This is a genomic window from Bradyrhizobium sp. SZCCT0153 (assembly GCF_018129995.1).
Lineage (GTDB): Bacteria > Pseudomonadota > Alphaproteobacteria > Rhizobiales > Xanthobacteraceae > Bradyrhizobium > Bradyrhizobium japonicum_G.
This window is the reverse complement of sequence record NZ_JAFCKS010000006.1, coordinates 121,997-146,973: the sequence shown is the minus strand read 5'-3', so window position 1 is coordinate 146,973 and position 24,977 is coordinate 121,997. Positions and strand designations below refer to the sequence as shown.

The following is a 24,977-nucleotide window of genomic DNA, read 5'->3' as shown; positions in this document are numbered from 1 at the left end:
CATCGCTCGCTTAAGGATCCGGAAAACCTGCCATCGCTCGAGCAGGCTTCAAGGGGAGCAACGTCCGTGCCGCATCAGGGATGGGCAACGATCCGGATGCCGTGGCGCATCGCGGCGAGAGGCCGCCTTGCCCGCGCGTTGCCTTTTGCACCGCATGGCGGCGTTCCGCGACCTTTCGACGATCCCGACATCTCAATCGACAGCGACATCGCTTGCAGCCGCGGCGAGGCCCGCCTTCAGGGCTGGCGCCGCGCGATGCCGCGTGGACGAGCGCAGTTCAACATCATCAAACTGGGAGGGCACTGCATGAAACGATTACTTCTCGCCTCGACGATCGTGGCCGGTTGGACGGCGCTTGGCCCGCAGGCAATCGCGCACGGACTGCCGCCGGGCGGCGTGGCCCCGCGCTCGTCCTGCACGGCCCTGACCGGCCTCACATTGCCGAACACGCAGATCCTGAGCGCGACCCAGAAATCGGGTTATTGCAACGTGATCGGCATCATCAACAAGCGAGTCTCCACCCAGGACCCCGACCACTTCACCTACGGGATCGGCTTCGCGCTCAATCTGCCCAATACCTGGCACGGCCGTTTCGAGATGATGGGCGGCGGCGGCACCGATGGCAGCCTCCAGGCGGACCCGCAAGGCGCCGCCGGCATCGAGCTCGGCCAGGGCTGGGCCGTCGCGGCCGATGACGGCGGTCACGAAGACAGCGCCAACAACGTCGTCGGCGGCCATCAGGACGACGATGCCAATGCCGGCGGCTCGGCACATTTCGCGATCGACGCCCAGGCGCGCAGGGACTACGGCTACAACGGCATCGAGAAGACCGCCACGATCTCGAAGCAGATCATCGCCTATTTCTACGGCTTCGAGACCGTCCATTCCTACATCATGGGATGCTCGAACGGCGGTCGTGATGCGATGGTCGCCTCGCAGCGATCGCCCTGGCTGTTCGACGGCGTGATTTCGCAAAATCCCGGCTTCAACCTGCCGCAGGCCGGGCTGGCGGAGGCCTGGAACGAGCAGGTGCTCGGCAAGCTGTCAACCAGCACCGACATCAACGGACAGCCGTTCATTCCCGACACGTTTCCGCAGCAGGATCTCCAGGTGGCCTCGGCCGCGATCCTGAGCGCCTGCGACGCACTCGATGGACTCGTTGACGGGATCATCGACAATTATCACGCCTGCACCGCCAGAAAGGTGTATCCGGCGCTCGCCAGTTACACCTGCGGCACCGGCTCGCACGGCAGCACGCCGCATGGCGGCACCTGCCTGACCGGCGCGCAAGTCGACGCGCTGAAGAAGATCTATGCCGGGCCGGTCAACTCGAAGGGACAGCGGCTCTATTCGAACTGGTTCTGGGATGCCGGAATCTGGACGCCGCCTACCGCACCCGGCGCGGGCTGGGGATTCTGGAACGTCGTCACCGCACCGGTGCCGGGCGTCAACACCGCGATCAACCTGACGCTCGGCGCAGGCGCGATCCCGATGATCTTCCAGACGCCGCCCGTGGTGACGCCGGTCAACGGGCCGAACGGCCAGGAGGCCTTCGTGTTCCGCTTCAACTTCGACACCGATGCGCCGAAGATCTTCACCAGGACGGCGGCCTACCCCGAAAGCGCGATGGACTTCATGGCTGCGGTGTCGACCGACCTGCGTCCGTTCAGGGCGCACGGCGGCAAGCTGATCATCTCCTCCTCCGTCAATGACGGCATCTTCTCCGGTGCCGCCATCGCCCGCTGGTACCGCAACATGGACAGGCACATGAGCGGGCGCGCGACCGATTTCGCACGGCTGTTCATGGTGCCGAACATGGCCCATTGCGGCGGCGGCGCGGCCACCACGAGCTTCGCCGGGAACGAGCTCAAGGCCATCACGGACTGGGTCGAGAAAGACATCGCCCCGGAACGCATCGTGGCGACCAACACCAACGCTGCATCGCCTTATCCGGCCGGCGGAATTTTCGATCCGCGGATCGCCACGAACTTCCCGACCGGCGGCACTCGGCCGCTGTGCGTCTATCCGAAGATCGCCGCCTACAAGGGCAGCGGCATGACCAACGACGCCGGCAACTTTGCCTGCATCGACCCCGGCTTCAAGCCGGGCGGCGACCACAACTTCCATGACGATGACGACGGCCGCGGAGACGACAGGCACTAATTGCGTGCAGGCTCGCTGACGAGCCCAACATCAAGCACGGCGCGCGGTTCTGCCGCGCGCCGCATGCGCAAGCGCATCGAGAACGAGATGGAAAGGGCGGGCCGCTCAGAGCAGCTTGGCGCTCACGAACAGCGCACGCACGGCGTTGGTCGCCTGCACCACGAGAATGGCGTTATCTGCAGCGCCTTCCAGCGCAGCGACCGCGTCTTCATGCAAAGAGCGGAATTCCATCCACTCGACCGACTTGAAGTTGGTGAGGAATTGATAGGCCTGGCCGACGGTCGCGATCGCCAGCGTGTCGCCGTTCAGCTTGATCTTGAACGTGGTACGCAGCGGGGTCTCTGAACTTTGGGGATCACTCATGGGCTGCTTCTGGACGATGACGGCTTAACGAAGGGAAAACGGCAGCCCCCGCCGTGGCAGGCAGATATCAGGAGCCAATGTCAGGAGTCGGTGCTCGCGCGCTGCGAGGCGGTCGCCGATCCGCTCAGGCTCGGCACCACGACCAGGCGATTGAACTCGCCATTGTCCCAGGACTTGAGGAAGCGATCATAGTCCTTGATCGAGACGCAGCCATTGGAATCGCCGCGCGGCCCCAGCATGTAATTGTGGGTGAGCAGGCCGACGCGGCCGAGCGCGCTGGTGCCCTCGGTCGGCGTCAGGCGCAGTGCGCGAATGCCGTGGAACAGCTTTTCGCGCGGCTTGAGGTCGTAGGTCGCGGGCGGGGTCGCACCGACCATGCGCTGGTCGACATGCTCGGGGTCGTCCATCAGCGCGCCCATGCCCGAATGCGCTTCCAGCGCGATGCCGCTCGGCAGGTAGAGCGCCTTCGCCTTGATGTCGTAGACCGCCGTGCGCGAATCGTAGCCGAGGGCGGCGAGATCCGGCGCCTTGCCGAACAGGCCGCTGTCGGGCGTCAGCGAGGCCAGCCTGATCTTGTCGGTGAATTTTTCGAAGAAGTTGCGGTTGTCGACCCTGGGATTGGTCTCCGCATAAGCCTGGCTGGAGGCGATCTGGGCGGAGATGTCCGCCTGGGCCGGGCGCGAGCGCGGCATCGGGACGGCGTCGGCGTGTTGCGACGGTCGCCTCTCGTCAACTGCGGACCGGTCACCATCGGTCAGGGTCGAGCGCCAGTCGTCGCCCTGGAGTTTCTGGGCCAGCATCGCCTTGGCATCGCGCAGCTTGAGCTGGACCGCGCTCAGAGCGGAGCGCTCCAGCGTCCGCAGGCCGAACTCGCGAGCCGGCGGGCCGCCGGATGCGGAGGCGAAACGGTCCTCGAACGAGGGAGCATTGGTCGGCGGCAGCGCGGCAGAGACGAGCGGGGTCGAATCGCCGATATCCGCGAACCAGGCAGCCGCGCCCAGCGCCAGCGCAACAGCGGCCAGAGACAGCAAAATCGTCTCGGCCCGCCCGATACGGCGGCGCGACAACAGCCTCTCGGCTTGTGCGGCGTCGGAAACCATCAGATCCCCAAAATCGACCCCCGGGGGACCCACCCCCACCCGGAGACTCTATACCAGCTACCACATTGGGAGCCAAAAGTTAGGCATAATCGCGGCCGAAACGGCAGCCCAAAGGCATTCCAAGCCATCTCAAGGCATCCCAAGCGTCCCAACGCATCCCGCAAGGTATCTAATGACCGATGCTTTCGATCTCAAACGCTTTGTCCGGGCCCAGGACCCGGTCTATCGCGATGTCCAGGGCGAGCTGACCCGGGGCCGGAAGCAGAGCCACTGGATGTGGTTCGTCTTCCCGCAGCTCGCCGGCCTCGGCTTCAGCGCCATGTCGCAGCGCTACGCCATCGCCTCCCGCGCCGAAGCCAAGGCCTACCTCGCCCACCCCGTGCTCGGTCCGCGCCTGATCGAATGCACCCGCCTCGTGCTCGCCGTCGAGGGCCGGACCATCAACGCGATCCTCGGCGCGCCCGATGACGCCAAATTCCGCTCCTCGATGACGCTGTTCGGCGCGGTGTCCGATCAGCCCGTTTTCGACGAGGCGCTCGCCCGATATTTTTCGGGCGAGCCCGACCAAGCAACGCTCGATCTCCTCGCTGCCCTTGACCGAAAGGCCAAGTGATCGCAGCCGCCGACGGCCACCAGCGTAAACCCGGGATTAACATCGCCTGCCTATCGTCCGAGCAAAATAATTCTCCCCGCGCCAATTGCCGGACAGATCATGAAAATCGGTACGCTCCTGACCACCGCCATCGTCTCGCTCTCGACCGTGGGCGGAGGCCTCGCCGTCTACGTCGCCGTGACGAAATACCAGACGATGGAGCGGATCACCGAAGCCCAGGGGCGGCTCGCGATCGTCCGCGCCGCCAGCGACATCCCGCGCTACCTCAACCCCGAGCGCGGCTTTGCCACCAACATCCTCTATGGCCCCGCGACGGCCGACCCGGCGCAGCTCGCCGAGCATGACAAGCTGCGCAAGCAGACCGACGGCGCGCGCGACAGGATGAATGCGCTGCGCAAGGACCTGCCCGGCCCGTTCGACGACGGCAACGCCATCGGCGCCAACATCGACGCCATCAATTCGAAGTTCACCGCGCTGCGCGAGGCCATCGACAAGGCGATGGCGGGACCCGTGGAGGCGCGCAAGGACGCGGTCAAGAAGATCGTCGGCGACAACGCCGTGCTCAACGCTAGCGTGACCGCGCTGCTCAACGAGCAGGTCCGCCGCATGGCGATCCTCAACGGCGATGCCTACCGGCAGGCCAGCTACGCCAACATCGCGATGACGTTGCGCGACGTGGGCGGCTTCAACTCAAGCCTGCACAAGAATCTGGTCGGGGGCAAGAAACCGGCGACTGACACCGAGAAGGCCGAGATCAGCCGCTCGCAGGGCCGCAACGATCAGATCGTGATGGCGCTGCTGGAGTTGCGCGGCAACTCCACAACGCCGGCGAACGTCGCCGCTGCACTGGAGAAGTTCAACGCGATCTATATCGAGGAGTTCGGCCGCGAGCTCAAGCTGGTGAAGGACGGTGCGGTCAGCGGCAAGTACGAACACGACATGGACACCTATTACGCCGCCACGCAGCGCGGCCTCAGCACCATCATCGAGGTCCGCGACGCATTCTACGACAATGCCGAGCTTGTCCTCGCCGGCGCCTCCTCGGCCGCCCACACCAGCTTCACGATCGCACTCGCGGGTCTGCTCGCCGTGCTGATCGCCAGCGCCGGCCTCATCATGATGGTCCGCCGCCGCGTCTGCGCCCCGATCGTCAGCCTGACGACCCGGATGTCGCGGCTGGCCGATGGCGAGGTTGCCGAAACGATCCCCGGCGCCGAGCGCTCCGACGAGATCGGCGCGATGGCCGCGGCCGTCCAGGTGTTCAAGGACAACATGATCCGGGCCGACCGTCTCGCGGCCGAGAAGCAGGCCGAGAACGACGGCAAGATGCGGCGCGCCCAGGCCCTCGACGGGCTCACCCGCGCGTTCGAAGCCAAGGTCACCGAACTCGTCGGCGGACTGTCGCAAGCCTCCTCCACGATGGAGAGCACGGCGCAGTCGATGACGACGACGGCGGCCCAGACCAACAGCCAGGCCGCAATCGTCGCGGCCGCCTCCGAGCAGACCTCGACCAACGTGCAGACCGTCGCCAGCGCCACCGAGGAGCTGACCTCCTCGATCTCCGAGATCGGCCGTCAGGTCGCACAAAGCACAGAAATCGCGGCCCGCGCCGTCGACAATGCCCGCCGCACCGGCGACACCGCGCGCGCGCTCGCCGAGGGCGCGCAGAGGATCGGCGACGTCGTCACGCTGATCCAGAGCATTGCCGAGCAGACCAATCTTCTCGCTCTCAATGCCACGATCGAAGCCGCCCGCGCAGGCGACGCTGGCCGCGGCTTTGCGGTGGTTGCTTCCGAAGTGAAGTCGCTGGCGGGCCAGACCGCCAAGGCCACCACCGAGATATCCGAGCAGATTTCGGCGATCCAGGCCGCGAGCGACGAGACCGTGACCGCGATCCGCAACGTCGCCGACGTCATCGGCGAGATCGACCAGATCGGCACCGCGATCGCGGCTGCGATCGAGCAACAGGGCTCGGCGACCAAGGAGATTTCACGCAGCGTCCAGGAGGCCGCGCGCGGCACCCAGGAGGTCAACACCAACATATCGGGGGTGCAGCGCGCCGCCGACGACACGGGAGCTGCCGCGCGGGAGGTGCTGGGCGCGGCCGAGCAGCTCTCGACCCAATCGCGCGACCTCGCCGGCCAGTTCGACCGCTTCCTCGGCGAAGTCAGGGCGGCTTAGGCGGGTCAGTACGGCGGCGCCTTGCGCGCCCGCTGGGCCTTGGCGGCCTCGATCCACCACGCAAGATCATCGGCAAAGCGCGGGAACGAGCGCTCGAGCGCCTTGCCGCCCTCGCCGATCGGCTCGCTCGCTTCCGACAATGTCTGCGCGATCGGGCCGACGCCGATCGTGCTCGACACCACCACCATGCCCATCTCCGACAACGTGCCGTGCCAGGCGGTCGAAGCGCGCGCGCCGGACAGCCGGCCGGCCGAGTAGCTGACGATCGCGGCCGGCCGCCAGAACCACTCCTCCAGGAAATGATCGGTGAGGTTCTTCAGGCCGGGCTGGATGCCCCAATTGTACTCGCCGGTGACGAAGACGAACCCGTCCGCGCCGCGGATCTGTCCGGCCAGCTTCTCCAGCGACTCGGGCGCGGCCCCCTTGGGATATTCCTTGTACATGCGGTCGAGCATCGGCAGGCCGATCGCCTTGGCGTCGATGAACTCGACATCCTCGCCGCGCTGGCGCAGGCGATCGATGACGAAATTCGCAAGGCGAATGCCCATGCGGTCGGAACGGTAGGAACCGTAGAGGACGAGGATGCGATTGCTCATGGCGGCAGTCTAGCACGAGTCAGGAAACCGGACTCGACGTTTTGACGCGCTAAGCTCGCCGTCCGCGCTCGAGCGTTTGCGACGGTGTCTCGCCGAACTGGTCGCGATAGCTTCCGGAGAAGTCGCTGAGATGCCAGAAACCGAACGCCAGCGCGACGGCCTTGACGCTGTCGGCACCGGCGAGCAGCCGCCGGCGCACCAGCCACAGCCGGCGCAGGCGCAAGTAACGGTGCAGGCTCATGCCGCGATAGCGCCGGACGACGTCATGCAAGGTGCGGACGGACAGGCCGAGCTTGCGCGCGATCTCCTCGCTGTAGATGGGCTGCGAGAGGTCGTCGGAGAGAAGCGCGCGGATGTCCTGAAAGATCTTGAAGTTCCGCTCGTCATTGGGGCGCAGGGTCCATCGCGCGGGCACGACGCTTTGAAAAATGTCGTCGACGGCGCCGAGCAGGGTCTCCTTCATGGCGGCCGCCTTCAACGGCACGTCTGGCCCGTCGACCGGCTCCGACGCGGCGGCCAGCACCTCCCGAACCACACCACGGAGCCGGTTCAAGCCCGCGGCGGTCGTTTCGAAGATCTTGAAGCTGAGGGCCGCCCGTGGCCAGCCGCGATCGGTCACTTCCGGCCTGAACACCACCGAGGCGATTTGCCGTTGCACTTCCTCGATGGTGGTGTAAGCGGCGCCGCCGCTGCCGATGACGACGACGGGCCGCGCACGCTGCGTACCGTTGAACCGGACCGGCACGTCGAGGTCGTCCATCGTGAATCCGATCGCGGTGCAATTCTCGACCAGCTGTGCATCGACGACCCGCGGAAATGCCCGCGTCAAATTCACGTCGCAGCCGGGCAACGACAGAATGGTCTGCTCTGCCGAAATCTTCCGCACGAACGGGGTGAACTCGAAATCCAGGCCCCGTATGGCATTTCGAAATTCATCGACGTCGGAGAAACGAAATACCTTTGGCGCCAACGCTGGCGCGTCATCACTTCTGTTCATGGCAATGTGAAACTTCGCGTCGCAAAAAACGCACGTCCGGCGACGATGCCGGTCCGGTTTCCCCCTCTGCGGTGTCCCCTGAAACCGAAGGAATCACTTTAACCCGTACCGACCAGTTGGCGAGCCTCGAAGTCCGAGGACAAGGCGGCGCGTCAAATCTCGCCAAATTTCGATAGCGTTTCCCGCGTGCCACCGGTGATTTTATACCCGGACCAGCACAATCCAAATTTCAAATTAATGTCTGTTGGGTGGAATAGGCGCTGTTCGATAGTCCAAATTAATTATAAGTCAGGCCCCCTGCCATGATGGCAAATTCGCCTGCTGATATTCTCGCTGACCTGGAAAAGGCGGTCGCAACCTGCCCGCCGGACCGTTGCGGACGCATACTCTCCGGCATGGTGCAGTTGCTCACTGGCAGCCGCGACCAATCCCGGGAATTGCTCGCCAACGTGATCGACGGTGTTCTGCTCCGATTGACCGAGCGGGTCGAGGCCAGCGCACTGGTGCGGCTCAGCACGGCGCTCGCCGAGCTTACTGTGGCACCTCCGGAAACATTGCGGCGCCTCGCCTTGCACGACGATCCCGACGTCGCATGCCCCGTGCTGCTGAAATCGCAGGCACTTTCCGCAGCCGATCTCGAGGCTGTGGCCGACGGCTGCGGCGAGCGGCATCGACGTGCGATCGCCGCGCGCAGCGACATCGCGCCGGCCGTGACCGAGGCGCTGATCAGGCACGGCGGCCCGATCTGCCTTGACCTGATCAGAAACCCGGGGACCCAATTCTCCGAGGCAGCCTATGCCGCGCTGATTGCCAGGGCCGACCAGGATGGCGAGATCGCGAAGGCGCTGGCGCTCCGGCCCGGCACGCCCGACCCGGTCGTACGCAAGCTGCTCTCCGCCTCGCCAGGCCGCAAGGCCCCGGCCACGCCCAACCCATCCTCCGCGTCGCCGGCGCAGGACGCCGAGCCGGCTCCGCCGAAGCAGCCTTGCCGGGCCGACTACGCCAGCGCAAGGCCCGAGATCGTCGCCCTCAACCGCATCGGCAAGCTGAACGATTCCACGGTGAACCGGTTTGCGATCCGCGGCGAGACGGCCAATTTGTTCACGGCGCTGTCGGTACTTTCGGGGGCGCCGCTCGAAATCGTCGAGCACGTCATGGCCGACGACGATTGCGAGGGCCTGGTCATGGCCTGCCGGGCCTCGCGGCTGAACTGGCAGACCACGCTTGCCATCCTGAGCAACCGCAGCGGGGCAAGGCTCTCCTATGCCCAGCGCGAACGCGCGCAACTGATCTTCGAGACGCTGCTTCTATCCACCAGCCAATGGACGGTGCGATGGGGCGAAATCGCAGCAAGCGCCAACACGAGCGATCCGGGAAATCGCCGCGCGAAAATGGGAGCTAGCCGATGAGGTTCGATGGCCGCAAAGCGCTGCGCGTGAAAATGGACCACAAGCAGCCCGTCAATCTGATGGGCTCGGACGGCACGTGGCGACGCGCTTGCGTTCTGCTCGACATCTCGCAAAGCGGCGCCAAGGTCGAGGTCGAGGGCACGCTCGACGTGCTCCAGGCCAAGGAATTCTTCCTGCTGCTGTCGTCGACCGGGCTCGCCTACCGGCGCTGCGAACTGGTCTGGATCGACGGCACCACGGCCGGCGTGCGCTTCATCACCGCGGACGACAGGAAGAAACCGGCAGGGGGACCGGCGGCGGCAGCGCAAAGCTCGGTTCAGAGCAAATAGGCTGGGGAATTCCTCCCACGAATTGAACTCCAGGAAAGTCCAGGTCGAACCGTGCAGAACGCGCGAACCCTCCCAAGCCCAGTCAAGCGCGACGCCGGCATCCGAGACCGGGAAGCGGCCCGCCCATTCGTTCATGTGCTGGCCGACACGTCCGACAAGCTGGCGGGCGTGTGCTCGATCGTCGAAGAGAAATTCACCGTTGCGGGCGAACGGCTGGACGCCGATCCCAGGCTGTCACAAGTGCCGTTCGCCATCGTCATCCGCGCAGAGCTGCGCGACGTCGACACTATCGCAGCCATCAAGAAGCGGGCCGGCAAGCTGGCAAAGGCGAAGAAGCGCATCTTCCTGCTCGACCACACCTCTCACATCAGCATTTCGCAGGCCTACGCCCTCGGCGCGACACTCGTCCTTCCCGGGCCGGTCAACCGCGGCAAATTGCTGGCGGCGCTGTCCGATCGGGCAGATCCGGCGTCCGCCTCGCAAAGCGAGGGCGCGCAATCAGACAACGCCGTCGAGACCGCGGCGACCGCCATCGCCTCGATGTTCACCTCGGTGACGTTGGGGCAGCCGGTCGACGTCGACGGCGCCAGGAAAGCCGGCCGCCAGATCGCCGATCGCATCACCCAGCATGGCCTGTCGGAATGGCTCGCGACGGTGCGGCGCCATCACGAGGGAACCTATCAGCATTGCCTGCTCGTCACCGGCGTCGCCATCGACTTCGGCTTGAGCCTCGGCGTCGGCAGGCTCGATCTGGAGCGCTTGTATACGGCGGCCATGTTCCACGACATCGGCAAGGCCCGGATCCCGCTTGCCATCCTCGACAAGCCCGGCCGTCTCGAGCCGGAGGAACGTGCCATCATCGCGACTCACCCGGCGGCGGGTTACGATTTTCTGAAAGGCCACGACAATATCTCGCCGGAGATCCTCGACGCCGTGCGGCATCATCACGAATTTCTCGACGGCAGCGGGTATCCGGATGCGCTGTGCGCCGACAGCATCGGCGATATCGTGCGCATCCTGACGATCTCGGACATCTTCGCGGCCCTGATCGAGCACAGGCATTACAAGCCGACGATGCCGCGCCCGGAGGCCTACAACATTCTCTGCGGAATGAATGGAAAGCTGGAGAAGGCTCTGGTCGCCTCGTTCAAGCAGGTCGCGCTCACGCGGTGAGCCCATCAAACCTGTCGCTAATGGCTCATGGCGTTTTCGAGCGAGGCGGAAGAAGCGGATACCGGTTCGCGTAAGAAAAACGCGTCGAAGCACGAACCTAGTGCGTGGCCCGGTATTTGGCGCGGTGCGGAATGGAGCGGCAGGCCAGCCCTTCCGCAAGCAGCTTCATGTCCTCGCGTCTGCCGCTGCGGATGAGCCTGCTCAACTCTTCGGCCGTGAACGGAAGACTTGGATCATCATCGATCGGGTGCCGCACTCGCGGACCGAAGAACCGTCGCACCAGGCTAGCCAGCCGCCGCATGTCAATTCCCTCGCGCCAGCAACAAACCTCTCAGTCTGCATATTGTTCCTCCCGCACGATCGAGATTGCAAGAGGGTGTGAGGAGTCCGCAGCAAAAATATCGTTGAGAGAATAATCTGCTTCGCGTCGTGCTAATCGGCAAAGCCGACGTAGCGAACGAAATCGTCGTTGCCCTCGCGATCCGAGCGGACGGCGTTCGCGGCAAAGCCGTCGTCGGGATAGCCCATCGCGACGCAGGTCATGATCACCTCCTCCTCCGGAATACCGGCGACCTCGCGCACGATGTCGGAACGCATGATGCCCTGCCCGTTGATCACCGAACCGAGACCGCGGTCCCAGGCCGCGAGCACGATGCCGTAGCAAAGCGCGCCGAGATCGAAATGGCAGACCGCGCCGGGATCGAGCACGCGGTCATAGGTCAGCACCAGGGAGACCGGTGCGTCGAACTGGCGGAAGCCGCGCAGCACCCAGTCCTGCCGCATCGGCTTGTCGTCGCGCGCGATCCCCATCGCGCCGAACAGTTTCTTGGCGATGTCGACCTGCCGCGTCCGGTGCACGCCCTGGTATTCGCCGTGGCTGACGATGTCGCGCTTGACCTTGGCCCCGCCGATCATCTCCTCCATGTTGCGGCGGCGCAGCTGTTCCAGCGGGCTGCCCGTGAGCACATGGACGTGCCAGGGCTGGGTGTTCATCGACGAGGGCGCACGCTTGGCGCTCTCGATGATCGCCTCGATCACCGCGCGCGGTACCGGCTCGTTCCTGAAACCGCGCACACTGCGGCGCGACTGCACCAGCGTCTCGAATTCCACCTGTTCGACCTCCCTGCCCTTTCGTCCGGCATGGCAACACGCGAGCGGTTGCCGATGCGACGCGCAAAATCTATGCTAACCCGCAAGCAAGACCAAGAACCCCGTGAGGAGCCAATCATGGCCGCACCGCTCGATCCCGTCATCGCCCAGATCATTCCGCTGCTGCCGCTGCGTGATCCCGCGGCGATGACGCCACAGAGCGCGCGCGATTCCTTGCGCGCACTGGCTGCCGCGCGCGCGGCCATAGCGCCGCCCCCCGTCGACACCGTCGCGGACATCAAGGTGAAAGGCGGCGCCGGGCCGCTCGATGCGCGCGTCTACCGGATCGGCACCACGCCCGCGCCGACCGTGGTGTTCTTCCATGGCGGCGGCTGGGTCGCGGGCGATCTCGAAACCCACGACCGGCAGGCCCGCAACCTCGCGATTGAGACCGGCGCCGTCGTCGTCTCCGTCGACTATCGCCGTCCGCCGGAGACACCCTTTCCCGGCGCCTTCGAGGACGCCTTTGCCGCAACGAAAGACATCTTCAACCGCGTCGCGGAATTTGGCGGCGATGCAAAGCGCCTCGGCGTTGCCGGCGACAGCGCCGGCGGTAATCTCGCAGCCACCACCGCGATCGCCTGCCGCGACGCCGGCATCAGGCTTGCCGCACAACTCCTGGTCTATCCCGTGACCGACGCTGTCGGCAGCTATGCGGACGCGGGCCAGAATGCCCGCTTTCCGTCACGCAGCGAGAATGCCGACGGTTACTTTCTCACGCGTGCCACGATGGAATGGTTTTGCGGACACTATCTCGCCGATCCCGCTCACGCCACCGACTGGCGGGTCTCGCCGCTGCGCGCCGAGCTCGCCGGCGTCGCGCCCGCGATTCTGACCACCGCCTGGTTCGATCCGCTGCGCGACGAGGGCGCCGCCTACGCAAGGGCGCTGGAGGCGGCCGGCGTCCGCGTCAAGCACCATGAAGGCCCCGGCCTGATCCATGGCTATTTCGGCCTTGGCGATGCATCGGAAGTGGCGCGCGCCGAGGCGCAGCGTGCGCGCGCCGACTTCAAGGCGCTGCTCGCACGGGGGGCCTAGAACCGGCTTACCTCTTGTTACGTCTTGTTGTTAAGTCTTGTTGTTAAGTCTTGTTGTTAAGTCTTGGCCCGCTGCGCCCCGGTGTGCCCCCAGGCCTCGTCCCAATCCTGACCGGCGGCATCGACGACGCGGCCATCGGCTTCAAAGAACTTGTTCGGCACCTGGAAGACCGCAAGGATCAAGGCCCCCTCCGGACACCAGGCGGCGTGGCGGCTGCCCGCGTCGCGCCAGATGAACTCGCCGGCCTTGCAGGCAAGGCCCTTGGCCGGACCTTCCTTGTCAACCAGCGCGCCTTCCAGCACATAGCTCTGCTCGATACCGACATGCTCGTGATCGGGCAGCACCGCGCCCGGCGCAAACCGCATCAGGGCTGTCATCAATCCGGTGCCGCGATCAAACAGCAGCGTCTTAGCTTCGCAGCCCGGGAAGCGCGTCTTCTGCCACGCCATGGTCTGAGGCTGCACGAGGTGGGAATGCTGATCGGCGGTCTCCGGCACGTTCAGGGTCATGGCGTCCATCACGATGCTCCGTTTCCAGCTCGGCTGGGCCGACGCTAGCAGGATTGCGCAGCCCGGTCTGCGCGCGGTGCAGCAAGCAGAGGGATTTTTGTCGACCGGGCACTCAAAAATCTGCAACGGAGCAGATGGGCAGGCGCTCATCCTGCTTGATTGCGCCACGATTCACGGCTCCAATCCATCCGCCATATTTTTGGTTTAGGGAGACACCCATGATGAAGCGGATTTTCCTGGCGGCGATCGTTGCCACCTTTGCAGCGGGCTCGGCTTTTGCGGACGACACTTGCGAGAGCAAGGCGGTCGGCAAGGACGGCAAGGCGCTCGCGGGCGCGGCGAAGACGTCGTTCATGAAGAAATGCAAGGCGGACGCCTGCACGCCCAAGGCGGTCAGCGCCGATGGCAAGCCGCTCGCCGGCGCCGCCAAGAACAGCTTCATGAAGAAGTGCGAGATGGGCGCGTAAGGGGGCCACGTTGCCTTGCTCCCTCGCCCCGCCCTTGCGGGGAGAGGGTCGGGGTGAGGGGCCGCTTCCGCGATCACTGTGAGAGTTGGACTCGCGGAGAGTCCCCCATCACTCCAGGGCTATCGCATATGACAGCGGGAGGTTGCCGAATGAACTCGGCCTGCATGGTTCGATACGCCCGCTTTTGGCAGGCTCCTCACCATGAGGGTCTGATATCTCACTGCAAAACGCGACCTCATCCTGAGGGCCCGCCGTAGGCGGGCGTCTCGAAGGATGGGCCGCAGGCAAGCTGCCCGCCACGCTTTTCTTCATATGCGATAGCCCTGCCCCTCACCCGAATTTGCGCTTTGCGCAAATTCGACCTCTCCCCGCAAGCGGGGCGAGGTGAAGCACCTCACTCCCGCCTGAACCGGTAGTCGAACGCGGCGCCGAGCGGCTTGATGAGGCCCACCGTCGGCGTCGGAAAATGGATCGGCAGGATCAGCGTGTCGGTGTCGGCGACGGAAGCGAAGAACTTTCGCCGCGACACCGCTGACTGCTTTGCATCCCAGTCAGGCTTGGCCGACCAATCCGGCTCGCGGCACTGGATCTGGTGATGCATGAGGTCGCCCGCGACCACGGCGCGCTGCCCCTTCGAAAAGATGTTCACGCAGCAATGACAGGGCGAATGCCCCGGCGTCGGCGTCAACGTGACCGTATCGTCCAACGCATAATCGTCGTCGACCAATAGCGCCTGGCCTGCCTCGACGATCGGCAGGCAGTTGTCGCGGAAGACGGTGCCGGGCGGGTTGTTACCTTCAGCGTTCTCGGCCTCCCAGGCCGCATACTCGCCCTTGTGGAAGACGTATTTCGCGTTCGGAAACGTCGGCACCCAGCGGCCGTCGCGCAACGTTGTATTCCAGCCGGTGTGGTCGATGTGCAGATGGGTGCAGAAGACATAGTCGATCTGCTCGAAGCCGATGCCGAGCGCGAACAGCTCGTTGCGCCAGCGCTCCTTGCCGGGAAAGTCGAACGGCGGCGGATGGCCCTTGTCCTCGCCGGTGCAGGTGTCGACCAGGATGGTGTAGCGCGGCGTGCGCACCACGAAGGTCTGGTAGGTGATGACCATCATGCCGCGCGCGGCGTCGAACACCTCCGGCTCCATCGTCGGTAGATGGTGCTTGAACACACCGTCGTCATAAGCCGGGAAAAAGTCTTGCGGCCGCCGCCACGGCCCTTCCCGCTCGATCACCGCATCGATGGTGATGTCGCCGATCCGCAGTTGCTTCATGGTTGTTTCGCTCCCTTTTTGAAGGAGCGTAACGGGTGGCGTCAGCGCGTCAAGGCACGCCGCGAAACGCTAGCTCCGCAACCCCGGCGCCTCTTGTCCGGTCCGCGCGACGTATTCGGTGTAGCCGCCGCCGAACTGGTGGATGCCCTCCGGCGTCAACTCCAGCACCCGGTTCGAAAGCGTCGCAAGAAAATGCCGGTCATGCGAGACGAACAGCATGGTGCCCTCGAAATCCGACAGCGCCGTGATCAGCATCTCCTTGGTGGCGAGGTCGAGATGGTTGGTCGGCTCGTCCAGCACCAGGAAGTTCGGCGGATCGAACAGCATCTTGGCCATCACAAGTCGCGCCTTCTCGCCGCCCGAGAGCACGCGGCAGCGCTTCTCGACATCGTCGCCGGAGAAGCCGAAGCAGCCGGCGAGCGCGCGCAAGCTCCCCTGCCCCGCGGTCGGAAACGCGTATTCGAGTGATTGAAACACCGTCTGCTCGCCGTCGAGCAGGTCCATCGCATGCTGGGCGAAATAGCCCATCTTCACACTGCCGCCGACTGCGACCGTGCCCTCGTCCGGCTCGCTCGCACCGGCGATGAGCTTGAGCAGCGTCGACTTGCCGGCGCCGTTGACGCCCATCACCGCCCAGCGCTCCCTGCGGCGGATCATGAAATCGAGACCGTCATAGATGCGCTTGCTGCCGTAACCCTTGTAGACGTTCTTGAGCGCGACGACGTCCTCGCCGGAGCGCGGCGCCGGCGGGAAGTCGAAGGCCACCGTCTGGCGGCGGCGCGGCGGCTCGACCCGCTCGATCTTGTCGAGCTTCTTGACCCGGCTCTGCACCTGGGCCGCGTGCGAGGCGCGCGCCTTGAAGCGCTCGATGAACTTGATCTCCTTGGCGAGCATCGCCTGCTGGCGCTCGAACTGGGCCTGCTGTTGCTTCTCGTTCTGCGCGCGCTGCTGCTCGTAGAACTCGTAATCGCCGGTGTAGGTGGTGAGCGAGCCGCTATCGATCTCGATCACTTTCGAGATCACGCGGTTGATGAACTCGCGGTCGTGCGAGGTCATCAAGAGCGTGCCTTCGTAATCGTGCAGGAATTTTTCCAGCCAGATCAGGCTCTCGATATCGAGATGGTTGCTCGGCTCGTCGAGCAGCATGACGTCGGGCCGCATCAGGAGGATGCGGGCCAGCGCCACGCGCATCTTCCAGCCGCCGGAGAGCTTGCCGACGTCGCCCTCCATCATCTCCTGGCTGAAGCCGAGACCGTTGAGCGCCTCGCGCGCCCGGCCATCGAGCGCGTAGCCGTCGAGCTCCTCGAAACGGTGCTGCACCTCTCCGTAGCGAGCGATGATCTCGTCCATCTGGTCGGCCTTGTCAGGATCGGCCATCGCGGCTTCGAGCTCGCGCAGCTCGCTTGCGACCTCGCTGACCGGACCCGCCCCGTCCATGACCTCGGCGACCGCGCTGCGGCCACTCATCTCGCCGACATCCTGGCTGAAATAGCCGATGGTGATGCCGCGATCGGTCGAGACCTGCCCTTCGTCGGGCAGTTCCTCACCGGCGATCATCCGGAATAGCGTGGTCTTGCCGGCCCCGTTCGGGCCTACGAGGCCGATCTTCTCGCCCTTGTTGAGGGCGGCCGAGGCTTCGATGAACAGGATCTGGTGGCCGGCTTGCTTGCTGACGTTGTCGAGGCGGATCATGGGGTCTTTTTGGGGGGATTTTTGCGTTGCAGCGTCTTAGGCCATGCGGGCCGCCAGGGGAAGCCCGGCTGGACCCGGATTCCGCCCTCGCCAGCCGCCAAATTCCCGCAATCCGCCCCGAGACTTAATGGCTATGGGGCAGTGGCTCATACGCCCTTTGGAGGCGTCAGGCACCGAAGGCCGCAAGACCTGCCGCGGCAACCTGCGCATCCTGGGTTGACTGCATACCCGATACGCCGATCCCCCCGATCACCCTGCCGTCTCGCAGGATCGGAAGGCCGCCCTCCAGAGGCGTCAGGTTGGTCATGCCCAGCAGCCGCAAGTGAAGGCCGCCGTCCGCCAACGCGGATTCGAACGCCCCCGTCGGCCGCCTGAAATCGACGGCTGTCTTCGCCTTCTGCTGCGCAACAAGCACGCTGCCGTGCTGCGCCTGATCGAGACGGTACAACAGAACGAGATGGCCGCCGCTGTCGGTAATGACGACCACCATGGGCCAGCCATGACGTTGCGCTTCGGCCCGCGCCGCATCGGCCACGAGCGTCGCCTCATCAAGAGTGATCGGGACACCATAGAGAGGCGTCAGGGCCGCCAGGGGGGCTTTTGCCGCGCAGGCATCTGGTTTTGTCATGGGAAGCTCCAGGTCATTGGGAGCCCATTCACAACACATCACACTTCTGATGATAATAGCCGGCCGCACAGACATATTATCTCACTTATCGGGAGAGTAACGCTGACCTCGCTTGCGGATTTTGCGACGTTTCTGGCCGTGATTGACGAGGGTAGCCTGACGTTCGCGGCAACGCGTCTCGGCAGATCGCTACAGTCGGTGAGCCGTTCGCTTGCGCGGCTCGAGGACGATCTTGGCGTGCAGCTCGTATCGCGGACGACGCGCCGCCTGCACCCCACACCTGCAGGCCTCGAATTCGCCGGCCGCATCCGCATCGCCCTCACGACCATCGACGCCGCCCGCGAGGATCTGCTCGCCAGCGACCGGCGGCTTGCCGGCGCCATCCGCATCGGGACTTCGAGCCTTTTCGGCCCCGAATACGTCACTCCCATCCTGAGCCAATTCCTGGCGCGGAATCCGGAAATCAACCTTGAGCTCGTCCTGTCCGATGAGCATGTCGATCTCGTCGCCGAGAAGCTCGATTTTGCCATTCGCATCGGCAACCTGCCGGACTCGAATTTGCGGACTCGCCGGATCGGTGGACTAAGCTGGGCAGTGTTCGCTTCGCCGGCCTATCTCGCCGCCCATGGTCGTCCCGAGCATCCGCAGGAATTATCCCGTCATGAATGCGTGTTGCGAGCGAGCGATGACGACAGATGGGCATTCGGGGGCAACAATAAGCGTATCGAAGTGCATGGTCGCTTCCGGTCAGAGAGTGCCGCGGCACGCAATGCGACCGTCGCGTCCGGCTTTGGTATCGGGCTCGCTCCGCTCTGGCAGGTCCGCAGGCTCATCGATCAGGGGATCGTCGAGCAAATCCTTGTCGGCCACGAGCCGCCGCCCATCCCGCTCCAGATTGTCTGGCCCAAGCGGGGAGCCGGTGCGATGCCTCGGCGAGTCCGCGCTGCCATCGAATTCCTCGTGGCCCGGCTTTCCGCTCTGCGGATATGACTTGCTGTCTCCGATGCGCCGACGTCGTCAGGCATGATCGAACGAATTGACGTTCACGCCCGACGCATCAGCTTGAGCGAGGCCGCAAGGCGCAGGCTGCGCTTGCCGGCGAGCGCGATGCCTTCGAGCTCGCCGCTATCCGCTGTGCAGGTGCCGGAGAAGCCGATCCCGACCTCGTAGCCGCCGAACACGGGATTTTCACCCTTCGCCGGCGTGTGCTCCTGGTTCAGCATCTCGCCCTTCCAGCGGCCATTCGCCGACGAGTAGGCGCCGAGATAGTAGAAGAACGCATCGCCCCCGAGGATGCGGCCATCCATCAGCAGCATGACGCCGGAGAGCCCGGCCTCGACGCCGTCGAGCGCGCGCAGGCTGACTCCGTAGAGACCGTTGACGATGCCGCCCTCTCCGATCGTGCCGCGTGGCGGCAGCGCTCCATCATCGTCGAGCCGGGTGAGATTGGCCCAGAAACGACCGCCCGGCATCGTGTCCGCGCTGCCCTCCAGACGGATCTGGTTGCCGATCAGCCGGCCGCGCGCGCCGATCGAAGCGACATCGGCCCCCATCAGCGGCTTGTAATTGGGATCCTCGTTATGCCGTTCGGTGATGACCTCGGCGACGATCTCGCCGTCGTCGCGCTCCTGATACGTTCCAAGATGGGCGAACGCCGAATTGCCGCCCAGCATCTTGCCGTCATGCAGGCACATGATGCTGCGTCCGAAGGCATCGTGGATGCCGTATTCAACCTTGTAGAGCCCGTCCAGCAACGCAATAGACCCGCAAAATCAAAAGGAATCGAGGCTACCTAGCACCGCCGCCGCGCTGAGGCCATCCGGCTTTTCCGCGCAGGGCCGCTCGCGGAGCCCATCGTGCCATGATGACATCATGCCCCTGTTTTGCCCGACGGGTCAAATACATTTCGCCAAATCAGAACTATTTGTTCGTTTCAGCACCTTGGCTACTGTGCATGGGGTTGTTTTCCAGTTTTTTTGTTTGTCCGGTCCGGCGCTCATCGCTGGGCTAGTGGCGCTTGAAATACTGCACCTCGCGTTCGTGCTTCTCAGCCGCCGCGCGGCTCCTGAACGTGCCGAGGTTGCGGCGCTTGCCGGTCTTGGGATTCACCTTGCGCGAATAGAGGCGATATTCGCCGGATGCGAGCTTGCGTATCATGGTGGCGCCTTCCGTCGTGCCTTTCGGGATCAACCCTCTTCGCACAAGGTCCGTTCCTTCACGGCTTGGCTTGCGGCGCGAACTGCTGGTTGGCGAACGGCTGCGGATCGGAGGGAACCTTCATGACGACGAAGCTTCGTCCCATCGAACGGTGGCAGGCATTGCAGCCTTCGGTCAGCCCGCCCAGGGCCTTTGCGAATTTGCGCCCGTCCTTCGCCGCGATCGCGTCCGACAGCGATTGCAGCGACGGCTCCAGCGTCGTGACGTTGCTGACGGGAATGCCCGAATAGAGCACTGCGGCCTCGACCAGGTTCGCCCTCAGCTGGTGCAGCTCGTAGGCGGAAAGCTCCCAGTTCTGCGCCTTGCCGGCCAGCCAAAGCTTCTGATGGCGTGTCTGCGCGGCGCTCATGATGTCGCCGAGCCGGGGCACGTACTGGTCCGCGGACGGCGATCTGAGGTCCTGCGCAGCCACGGCGGTCGCCGCTCCCAGGCCGGCCAGCGCCAGCATCCAACCCCGAAGCTTCATCGCAGATCTCCATTCCCGTGCGGCCCAAGTTCCTGTGAGGCAAAAGTGTAGGACGACGCGGCGGCCTGCGGCCTTGCGCTCGATCAAGGCCGGCTTCGAACCCGCGGGTAAAGGCGCGCGACGAAGCGGCATGGAACGGTTCGAACCATCAGCCGAGGCGCAGATCGCGGCCTTGATCGCCAGCGCGGCGAAGCAGCCGCTGCTCGATGCCGCGTTCGAGCTCTGGCGCTGGCGCTATCGTCTCGACTCGATCGAGGGTCGGCCGACCGACGAAGAGGTCCGCATCAATCGTACCCTCTCGCCGCAGCAGATCAGCGAAAACTATCGCTACGCTCGCGACCACGCCCATGAGGGCCCGATGTTCGGTTATGTGAAACGCGCCCATCCGCGAGCCAGCGACGATGCGATCAGGCAGGCCATCATCACCGCCGTCAATTTCGAGGGCGCAGCCGAGGCGCAATTCAAATGGGACGGCGATTTCTGGGAGTGCGTCGTCCGCGCGGTCGCGCGGGCTGCCGCGGAATATCCTGATTTCCTCGAGACCACCTATCGCGACGCCCGCAACAATCTCGCCTACTACATGAAGTGAGCGAGAGCACGACCCGGAAAAGCGTGCAGCGGTTTTTCTCGCCGCGCTTTAGAAGCACAGCGTCGTGACGAGCTTGCCCTGCTTGTCCTTGATCGCATAGGGACAGCGCAGCCGCTCCAGCGCCTTCTTCGCATCGTCGTCGCCGAGGGCAGCTGCGCGCTCGTAATAGGCTTTCGCGGCATCCTTGTCCTTTGGCCCGCCGCGGCCGTCCTGGGCGAAGGCGCCCATCCGCTCCAGCGCGCCGGGATGGTTCTGCGCCGCCGCCTTCTCGAACAACGCGCGCGCAGCGACGTCGTCCTTCGCACCGCCCGCTCCTTCGGACAGCATCAGGCCGAGCTGGTACTGCGCTTCGGCGTTGGTCTCGGCGGCCTTGCCGAGCAGTGCGCGCGCCTGCGCGGGATCGGCGGGCGCGCCGCCGGTACTGCCGAGTGCGGCGAGATTGCTGATGCCGCGGGGATTGCCCGCCTGCGCCGCCTTCTCGAATAACTTGCGCGCCTGCGCTTCGTCCTTGGCGACACCCGTGCCGGTGCCGTAGGCGACGCCGAGTTCGACCATCGCGGCGCTCGATCCCTTGTCTGCGGCCTTGCGCCAGGCGGCCATCGCGTCCGCCGTTTGCCGATTGGCCGCATAGGCGCGGCCAAGCGCGAACATCGCGCGGCGCGATGACGGCGCGGCCTGCTTGCAGAATTTGATGGCGGTCGCGACGTCGGACGCCGCGATCTCCGTCACGCCTCTCACATCGGCCGGTTTGTCGGGATCGCCGGGATCGGCGGCGACCCGGTCGCACAGGACGAGATCGGCGGATTGCGCATGCGCCGAAAACGGCGCCGCAAGCGTGAGGAGGATGGCAACGAGGAAAGTCCGCATGAACGTCAGGTTGCGGTGCCGCCCCGGAAAATTCAAGGCTCGAGTCCCGATTGGCGCAGCACCGGGACGACCTCCGGCGATGCCAGGTAGCGCAGCAGCCGGTCCGCAGCGCCGGCATGCTTCGCGCTCACCATGCGGCCGGCCGAAAACACGGCCGGTGTCTGCAGATCATGCGGGATCGGGCCGATCACCTCGATGCCGCCAACCTGCTTCAGCTCGCTGATCTGCTGGACGGCCAGCTCGGCCTCGCCGCTGACGAGCCGCTCCGCGGTAAAGCCCTGCTCGACGATGGTCGCCGTGGCGTTGATCTCCGCCGCGATCCCCATCCGCACGATCAGTTGGGCGAAGTAGACCCCGCTCGCGCCGAGCCGCGAATAGGCGACGGACCGCGCCGCGAGCAGCGTCTCGCGCAGCGCAGCTTCGGTGGCGATGTCCGGATGCGCCTGCCCTGCCCGCACCGCGATGCCGACGAAGGAGCGCGCCAGATCTGCCGCGCCGCCCGCGACCACGCGGCCCTCGCCGATCATCTCGTCGAGCCCCTCACGCGTGAGGATCACGAGATCGGCGGCCTCGCCGTCGCGCAGGCGCTTGAGCAGCGCCAGGGTCGGCGCGAAATCGGCGTCGACATGGATGCCGCTGGCGGCCTCGAAGGCGGAGGACAGGCTGCGCATCGCGCCCATCAGGCCGAGCGTCGAGAGCATGCGGATATTTTCCATGAGCAATCCCTGTCGCGATCAGGCGCGGTGCATCAGCTTGAGCGCAGCGGTGAGGCGCAGGCTGCGCTTGCCGGCGAGCGCCGTTGCCTCCAGCACCGCCTGCTCCGCGTCATAGGTGCCGGAAAAACCGATGCCGACCTCGTGGCCGCCGAAGATCGGATCGTCCTTGGCGGGCGTGTGCTCCTGGTTGAGGATCTGGCCCTTCCAGCGACCGTTGGCGGCGGTGTAGCTGCCGAGATAGTAGAACGATGCATCGCCGCCGAGGATGCGGCCCTTGTTGAGCAGCATCACGCCGGTCAGGCCACCATCGACGCCGTCGAGCATGCGCAGATGGACCGAGTAGAGCCCGTCGGCGATTCCGGCCTCGCCGACGCCACCGGCGATCGGCACCTCGTCTTCGGTGATCGGCGTCATCAACGACTGGAACGGCACGCCGGGCAGCTCCTTCAGCTCGCCCTTGAAGCGATAGAGGTCGCCTTCGGCCCAGCCCTTCGCCAGCAGGGTCGCATCGTCGGTGCCGGCCATGGCGCGATAGTTCGGGTCTGGATTGTGGCGGACGGTCTTGATGACGATGTCGACGCCGCCGCCGGTCTTCTCGTAGCTGCCGATATGGGCGAAGGCCGAATTGCCGCCGAGCATCTTGCCGTTGCCGGCATGCATCACGCTCCGGCCGACGCCGTCGCCGAGCTGAAATCGCACCTTGTAGAAGCCTTCAAACACCAGCCGTGTCCCCGGCCCCGCGCGCATCCAGGGACATTCTAGCCCGGTTTCGCCGGCGATGGACAGACGTCAGGCCGGCAGACGCACAACAACGGCTTTTCATCAGAATGTAAAAATCCGCCGGTGTCTTTCGACACCGGCGGATTGAAGTCCAACCCGGGCCAGCCCCCAGCCCGGGCCGGGAGGATCTCAGGCCGCGGCCTTCTTGTCAGCCGGGACGGACGCGATCGTCTTCAGGATCTGCGAAGCGATCTGGTATGGGTCGCCCTGCGAGTTCGGACGGCGGTCTTCCAGATAGCCCTTGTAGCCGTTGTTGACGAAGGAGTGCGGAACGCGGATCGAGGCGCCACGATCGGCAACGCCGTAGCTGAACTTGTTCCACGGCGCGGTCTCGTGCTTGCCGGTCAGACGCTTGTCGTTGTCCGGGCCGTAGACGGCGATGTGGTCCATCAGGTTCTTGTCGAAGGCCGCCATCAGCGCCTCGAAGTACTCCTTGCCGCCGACCGTACGCATGTACTCGGTGGAGAAGTTGGCGTGCATGCCGGAGCCGTTCCAGTCGGTGTCGCCGAGCGGCTTGCAGTGGAATTCGATGTCGACGCCGTACTTTTCGGTCAGGCGCAGCATCAGGTAGCGGGCCATCCACATTTCGTCAGCGGCCTTCTTGGAGCCTTTGCCGAAGATCTGGAATTCCCACTGGCCCTTGGCGACTTCCGCATTGATGCCTTCGTGGTTGATGCCGGCAGCCAGGCAGAGGTCGAGATGCTCTTCGACCATCTTGCGGGCGATGTCGCCGACGTTCGAATAGCCGACGCCGGTGTAGTACGGGCCCTGCGGCGCCGGATAGCCGGAGGCCGGGAAGCCGAGCGGACGGCCGTCCTTGTAGAAGAAGTACTCCTGCTCGAAGCCGAACCAGGCGCCCTCGTCGTCGAGGATGGTGGCGCGCTTGTTGGTCGAGTGCGGGGTCTTGCCATCGGGCATCATGACTTCGCACATCACGAGCACGCCGTTGGTGCGGGCGCCGTCCGGGAACACCGCGACCGGCTTCAGCACGCAATCGGAGCTGTGGCCTTCGGCCTGCTGGGTGGAGGAGCCATCGAAGCCCCAGAGCGGAAGCTGCTCGAGCGTCGGGAACGACGCGAATTCCTTGATCTGTGTTTTGCCGCGCAAGTTCGGAGTCGGCGTATATCCGTCGAGCCAGATGTACTCGAGCTTATACTTGGTCATTGAGCCTCTCTGTTGATGATGCGAAAGGCGGGGGCCCGGAGGCCCCTGCACGTTTGTACCCGGCCATCATCGGCCGACCGTTTACAAGCATTTAACGTGCCAAAAGGCCGCAGCGCGGAAGGTTCTGCACCCGGGCCGGGGGCTCTCTGCCGACGGCAAACCGACCACAACGGCGTGCGTCATAGCGGCGCACCTTTGCGTGAAGCTGCACTGCAAAAATCCAGCGGAAATCGCCTGATTCTGAAGCAGGCGCCCCCGTGCCGGAGGTTGCCGATCAAACTGGCATCAACGTCCAGCAATTTTCGCGAAGGCACCGGCCCTCACCCGCAACCTTTGGAATGGCTCAAGCGTTGGTCACACACAAGGTGCCTTTGGGGATGCAGAAGGCTTCGTGCCTAGAAAATGGGCTACGGCTGATTTCCTTTTCAGCACTTTCCAATTCGTGGTGCGGGGCCGATATGGGGAGTCCGGTAACCACAATCAAACGAGTCGGGCGCACCA

General features: G+C 64.9%; 28 protein-coding genes. 11 read left to right on the top strand and 17 right to left on the bottom strand.

The window, feature by feature from the left end:
* Positions 1–306 precede the first annotated feature (306 nt).
* Entirely contained in the window at positions 307–2,163 is a 1,857-nt protein-coding gene (locus JQ572_RS25185) for a tannase/feruloyl esterase family alpha/beta hydrolase (protein WP_211385521.1), read from the top strand.
* Positions 2,164–2,268: 105 nt separating this feature from the next.
* Here JQ572_RS25185 and JQ572_RS25180 read toward each other — a convergent pair whose 3' ends face one another.
* Positions 2,269–2,526, bottom strand: a complete 258-nt coding sequence (locus JQ572_RS25180) for a hypothetical protein (protein ID WP_211385520.1) — start codon at positions 2,524–2,526, stop codon at positions 2,269–2,271.
* Between the two features lie 80 nt (positions 2,527–2,606).
* A complete protein-coding gene (locus tag JQ572_RS25175) occupies positions 2,607–3,557 on the bottom strand; it encodes a DUF2778 domain-containing protein (protein WP_211385807.1) in 951 nt (316 codons plus the stop codon).
* A 241-nt stretch (positions 3,558–3,798) separates the two neighbouring features.
* Here JQ572_RS25175 and JQ572_RS25170 point away from each other — a divergent pair, with 241 nt between their 5' ends.
* Together JQ572_RS25170 and JQ572_RS25165 are read left to right on the top strand one after the other, a co-directional pair.
* Positions 3,799–4,239 carry a DUF1810 domain-containing protein gene (locus JQ572_RS25170; RefSeq protein ID WP_211385519.1) on the top strand — a complete coding sequence of 147 codons (441 nt, stop codon included), beginning with the start codon at positions 3,799–3,801 and terminating at the stop codon, positions 4,237–4,239.
* 99 nt (positions 4,240–4,338) lie between these two features.
* Positions 4,339–6,420, top strand: a complete 2,082-nt coding sequence (locus JQ572_RS25165; protein WP_211385518.1) for a methyl-accepting chemotaxis protein — start codon at positions 4,339–4,341, stop codon at positions 6,418–6,420.
* A 5-nt stretch (positions 6,421–6,425) separates the two neighbouring features.
* Here the strand turns inward: JQ572_RS25165 and JQ572_RS25160 are convergent, their stop codons facing one another.
* Together JQ572_RS25160 and JQ572_RS25155 are read right to left on the bottom strand one after the other, a co-directional pair.
* Positions 6,426–7,016 (bottom strand): NADPH-dependent FMN reductase, encoded by a 591-nt coding sequence (locus JQ572_RS25160; RefSeq protein WP_211385517.1) that lies wholly within the window; start codon positions 7,014–7,016, stop codon positions 6,426–6,428.
* A gap of 49 nt (positions 7,017–7,065) precedes the next feature.
* A complete protein-coding gene (locus JQ572_RS25155; RefSeq protein ID WP_211385516.1) occupies positions 7,066–8,013 on the bottom strand; it encodes an AraC family transcriptional regulator in 948 nt (315 codons plus the stop codon).
* A 302-nt stretch (positions 8,014–8,315) separates the two neighbouring features.
* Between JQ572_RS25155 and JQ572_RS25150 the strand changes: the two genes are divergently transcribed.
* From JQ572_RS25150 to JQ572_RS25140, 3 genes are read left to right on the top strand one after another with little or no spacing between them, the layout of a single operon-like run.
* Entirely contained in the window at positions 8,316–9,422 is a 1,107-nt protein-coding gene (locus JQ572_RS25150) for a DUF2336 domain-containing protein (RefSeq protein WP_211385515.1), read from the top strand.
* Positions 9,419–9,751, top strand: a complete 333-nt coding sequence (locus JQ572_RS25145; RefSeq protein ID WP_211385514.1) for a PilZ domain-containing protein — start codon at positions 9,419–9,421, stop codon at positions 9,749–9,751. Before JQ572_RS25150 ends, JQ572_RS25145 begins: the two co-directional genes overlap by 4 nt.
* 51 nt (positions 9,752–9,802) lie before the next feature.
* Positions 9,803–10,924: an HD-GYP domain-containing protein gene (locus JQ572_RS25140; protein ID WP_211385513.1), complete on the top strand. Its 1,122-nt coding sequence runs from the start codon at positions 9,803–9,805 to the stop codon at positions 10,922–10,924.
* A 97-nt stretch (positions 10,925–11,021) separates the two neighbouring features.
* Here JQ572_RS25140 and JQ572_RS25135 read toward each other — a convergent pair whose 3' ends face one another.
* Positions 11,022–11,225 carry a hypothetical protein gene (locus JQ572_RS25135; RefSeq protein ID WP_211385512.1) on the bottom strand — a complete coding sequence of 68 codons (204 nt, stop codon included), beginning with the start codon at positions 11,223–11,225 and terminating at the stop codon, positions 11,022–11,024.
* 131 nt (positions 11,226–11,356) lie between these two features.
* Positions 11,357–12,034, bottom strand: coding sequence for a nitroreductase (locus tag JQ572_RS25130; protein ID WP_211385511.1), 678 nt, complete (start codon positions 12,032–12,034; stop codon positions 11,357–11,359).
* 117 nt (positions 12,035–12,151) lie between these two features.
* Here JQ572_RS25130 and JQ572_RS25125 point away from each other — a divergent pair, with 117 nt between their 5' ends.
* Positions 12,152–13,111 (top strand): alpha/beta hydrolase, encoded by a 960-nt coding sequence (locus JQ572_RS25125; protein ID WP_211385510.1) that lies wholly within the window; start codon positions 12,152–12,154, stop codon positions 13,109–13,111.
* Positions 13,112–13,167: 56 nt separating this feature from the next.
* Here the strand turns inward: JQ572_RS25125 and JQ572_RS25120 are convergent, their stop codons facing one another.
* Complete coding sequence (locus JQ572_RS25120; RefSeq protein ID WP_211385509.1) at positions 13,168–13,629, bottom strand: cupin domain-containing protein; 462 nt, start codon at positions 13,627–13,629, stop codon at positions 13,168–13,170.
* Here JQ572_RS25120 and JQ572_RS25115 point away from each other — a divergent pair.
* Together JQ572_RS25115 and JQ572_RS25110 are read left to right on the top strand one after the other, a co-directional pair.
* A complete protein-coding gene (locus tag JQ572_RS25115) occupies positions 13,619–13,828 on the top strand; it encodes a hypothetical protein (RefSeq protein ID WP_211385508.1) in 210 nt (69 codons plus the stop codon). The two genes, JQ572_RS25120 and JQ572_RS25115, sit on opposite strands and share 11 nt — an antisense overlap.
* Before the next feature lie 10 nt (positions 13,829–13,838).
* Entirely contained in the window at positions 13,839–14,087 is a 249-nt protein-coding gene (locus JQ572_RS25110; RefSeq protein WP_106950964.1) for a hypothetical protein, read from the top strand.
* Between the two features lie 394 nt (positions 14,088–14,481).
* Here the strand turns inward: JQ572_RS25110 and JQ572_RS25105 are convergent, their stop codons facing one another.
* From JQ572_RS25105 to JQ572_RS25095, 3 genes are all read right to left on the bottom strand, one after another.
* Positions 14,482–15,357, bottom strand: a complete 876-nt coding sequence (locus tag JQ572_RS25105) for an MBL fold metallo-hydrolase (RefSeq protein WP_211385507.1) — start codon at positions 15,355–15,357, stop codon at positions 14,482–14,484.
* A 69-nt stretch (positions 15,358–15,426) separates the two neighbouring features.
* Positions 15,427–17,049 carry an ABC-F family ATP-binding cassette domain-containing protein gene (locus tag JQ572_RS25100; RefSeq protein WP_211385506.1) on the bottom strand — a complete coding sequence of 541 codons (1,623 nt, stop codon included), beginning with the start codon at positions 17,047–17,049 and terminating at the stop codon, positions 15,427–15,429.
* A gap of 166 nt (positions 17,050–17,215) precedes the next feature.
* On the bottom strand, positions 17,216–17,677 hold the full coding sequence (locus JQ572_RS25095) for a GlcG/HbpS family heme-binding protein (RefSeq protein ID WP_211385505.1): 462 nt from the start codon (positions 17,675–17,677) through the stop codon (positions 17,216–17,218).
* A gap of 75 nt (positions 17,678–17,752) precedes the next feature.
* Here JQ572_RS25095 and JQ572_RS25090 point away from each other — a divergent pair, with 75 nt between their 5' ends.
* Positions 17,753–18,667 carry a LysR family transcriptional regulator gene (locus JQ572_RS25090; RefSeq protein WP_349643111.1) on the top strand — a complete coding sequence of 305 codons (915 nt, stop codon included), beginning with the start codon at positions 17,753–17,755 and terminating at the stop codon, positions 18,665–18,667.
* A 53-nt stretch (positions 18,668–18,720) separates the two neighbouring features.
* On the opposite strand, the gene JQ572_RS25085 is transcribed toward JQ572_RS25090, so the two are convergent.
* The 3 genes from JQ572_RS25085 to JQ572_RS25075 form a co-directional block, all read right to left on the bottom strand.
* Entirely contained in the window at positions 18,721–19,431 is a 711-nt protein-coding gene (locus JQ572_RS25085) for a hypothetical protein (protein WP_211385504.1), read from the bottom strand.
* 253 nt (positions 19,432–19,684) lie between these two features.
* Entirely contained in the window at positions 19,685–19,834 is a 150-nt protein-coding gene (locus tag JQ572_RS25080) for a hypothetical protein (RefSeq protein ID WP_007591825.1), read from the bottom strand.
* 58 nt (positions 19,835–19,892) lie between these two features.
* Complete coding sequence (locus JQ572_RS25075; RefSeq protein ID WP_211385503.1) at positions 19,893–20,360, bottom strand: hypothetical protein; 468 nt, start codon at positions 20,358–20,360, stop codon at positions 19,893–19,895.
* 130 nt (positions 20,361–20,490) lie between these two features.
* On the opposite strand from JQ572_RS25075, the gene JQ572_RS25070 reads away from it, so the two are divergent.
* A complete protein-coding gene (locus JQ572_RS25070) occupies positions 20,491–20,949 on the top strand; it encodes a hypothetical protein (protein WP_249129313.1) in 459 nt (152 codons plus the stop codon).
* Positions 20,950–20,997: 48 nt separating this feature from the next.
* On the opposite strand, the gene JQ572_RS25065 is transcribed toward JQ572_RS25070, so the two are convergent.
* The 4 genes from JQ572_RS25065 to JQ572_RS25050 form a co-directional block, all read right to left on the bottom strand.
* Positions 20,998–21,816 (bottom strand): tetratricopeptide repeat protein, encoded by an 819-nt coding sequence (locus JQ572_RS25065; RefSeq protein WP_211385805.1) that lies wholly within the window; start codon positions 21,814–21,816, stop codon positions 20,998–21,000.
* A gap of 32 nt (positions 21,817–21,848) precedes the next feature.
* Complete coding sequence (locus JQ572_RS25060) at positions 21,849–22,532, bottom strand: substrate-binding domain-containing protein (protein WP_211385501.1); 684 nt, start codon at positions 22,530–22,532, stop codon at positions 21,849–21,851.
* Positions 22,533–22,550: 18 nt separating this feature from the next.
* Complete coding sequence (locus JQ572_RS25055) at positions 22,551–23,252, bottom strand: GrlR family regulatory protein (protein ID WP_211385804.1); 702 nt, start codon at positions 23,250–23,252, stop codon at positions 22,551–22,553.
* A 189-nt stretch (positions 23,253–23,441) separates the two neighbouring features.
* On the bottom strand, positions 23,442–24,476 hold the full coding sequence (locus JQ572_RS25050) for a glutamine synthetase beta-grasp domain-containing protein (RefSeq protein WP_148740899.1): 1,035 nt from the start codon (positions 24,474–24,476) through the stop codon (positions 23,442–23,444).
* Between the last annotated feature and the right edge of the window lie 501 nt (positions 24,477–24,977).

Bases quoted from the DNA above. Each gene is read 5' to 3' on its own strand.
- JQ572_RS25145 (WP_211385514.1), top strand. From the start codon at position 9,419: ATGAGGTTCGATGGCCGCAAAGCGCTGCGCGTGAAAATGGACCACAAG.
- JQ572_RS25135 (WP_211385512.1), bottom strand. From the start codon at position 11,225: ATGCGGCGGCTGGCTAGCCTGGTGCGACGGTTCTTCGGTCCGCGAGTG.
- JQ572_RS25110 (WP_106950964.1), top strand. From the start codon at position 13,839: ATGATGAAGCGGATTTTCCTGGCGGCGATCGTTGCCACCTTTGCAGCG.
- JQ572_RS25115 (WP_211385508.1), top strand. From the start codon at position 13,619: ATGGCGTCCATCACGATGCTCCGTTTCCAGCTCGGCTGGGCCGACGCT.
- JQ572_RS25070 (WP_249129313.1), top strand. From the start codon at position 20,491: ATGGAACGGTTCGAACCATCAGCCGAGGCGCAGATCGCGGCCTTGATC.
- JQ572_RS25100 (WP_211385506.1), bottom strand. From the start codon at position 17,049: ATGATCCGCCTCGACAACGTCAGCAAGCAAGCCGGCCACCAGATCCTG.
- JQ572_RS25095 (WP_211385505.1), bottom strand. From the start codon at position 17,677: ATGACAAAACCAGATGCCTGCGCGGCAAAAGCCCCCCTGGCGGCCCTG.
- JQ572_RS25050 (WP_148740899.1), bottom strand. From the start codon at position 24,476: ATGACCAAGTATAAGCTCGAGTACATCTGGCTCGACGGATATACGCCG.
- JQ572_RS25160 (WP_211385517.1), bottom strand. From the start codon at position 7,016: ATGAGCAATCGCATCCTCGTCCTCTACGGTTCCTACCGTTCCGACCGC.
- JQ572_RS25065 (WP_211385805.1), bottom strand. From the start codon at position 21,816: ATGCGGACTTTCCTCGTTGCCATCCTCCTCACGCTTGCGGCGCCGTTT.
- JQ572_RS25075 (WP_211385503.1), bottom strand. From the start codon at position 20,360: ATGAAGCTTCGGGGTTGGATGCTGGCGCTGGCCGGCCTGGGAGCGGCG.
- JQ572_RS25155 (WP_211385516.1), bottom strand. From the start codon at position 8,013: ATGAACAGAAGTGATGACGCGCCAGCGTTGGCGCCAAAGGTATTTCGT.
- JQ572_RS25150 (WP_211385515.1), top strand. From the start codon at position 8,316: ATGATGGCAAATTCGCCTGCTGATATTCTCGCTGACCTGGAAAAGGCG.
- JQ572_RS25165 (WP_211385518.1), top strand. From the start codon at position 4,339: ATGAAAATCGGTACGCTCCTGACCACCGCCATCGTCTCGCTCTCGACC.
- JQ572_RS25080 (WP_007591825.1), bottom strand. From the start codon at position 19,834: ATGATACGCAAGCTCGCATCCGGCGAATATCGCCTCTATTCGCGCAAG.
- JQ572_RS25105 (WP_211385507.1), bottom strand. From the start codon at position 15,357: ATGAAGCAACTGCGGATCGGCGACATCACCATCGATGCGGTGATCGAG.
- JQ572_RS25120 (WP_211385509.1), bottom strand. From the start codon at position 13,629: ATGGACGCCATGACCCTGAACGTGCCGGAGACCGCCGATCAGCATTCC.
- JQ572_RS25180 (WP_211385520.1), bottom strand. From the start codon at position 2,526: ATGAGTGATCCCCAAAGTTCAGAGACCCCGCTGCGTACCACGTTCAAG.
- JQ572_RS25170 (WP_211385519.1), top strand. From the start codon at position 3,799: ATGACCGATGCTTTCGATCTCAAACGCTTTGTCCGGGCCCAGGACCCG.
- JQ572_RS25125 (WP_211385510.1), top strand. From the start codon at position 12,152: ATGGCCGCACCGCTCGATCCCGTCATCGCCCAGATCATTCCGCTGCTG.
- JQ572_RS25185 (WP_211385521.1), top strand. From the start codon at position 307: ATGAAACGATTACTTCTCGCCTCGACGATCGTGGCCGGTTGGACGGCG.
- JQ572_RS25060 (WP_211385501.1), bottom strand. From the start codon at position 22,532: ATGGAAAATATCCGCATGCTCTCGACGCTCGGCCTGATGGGCGCGATG.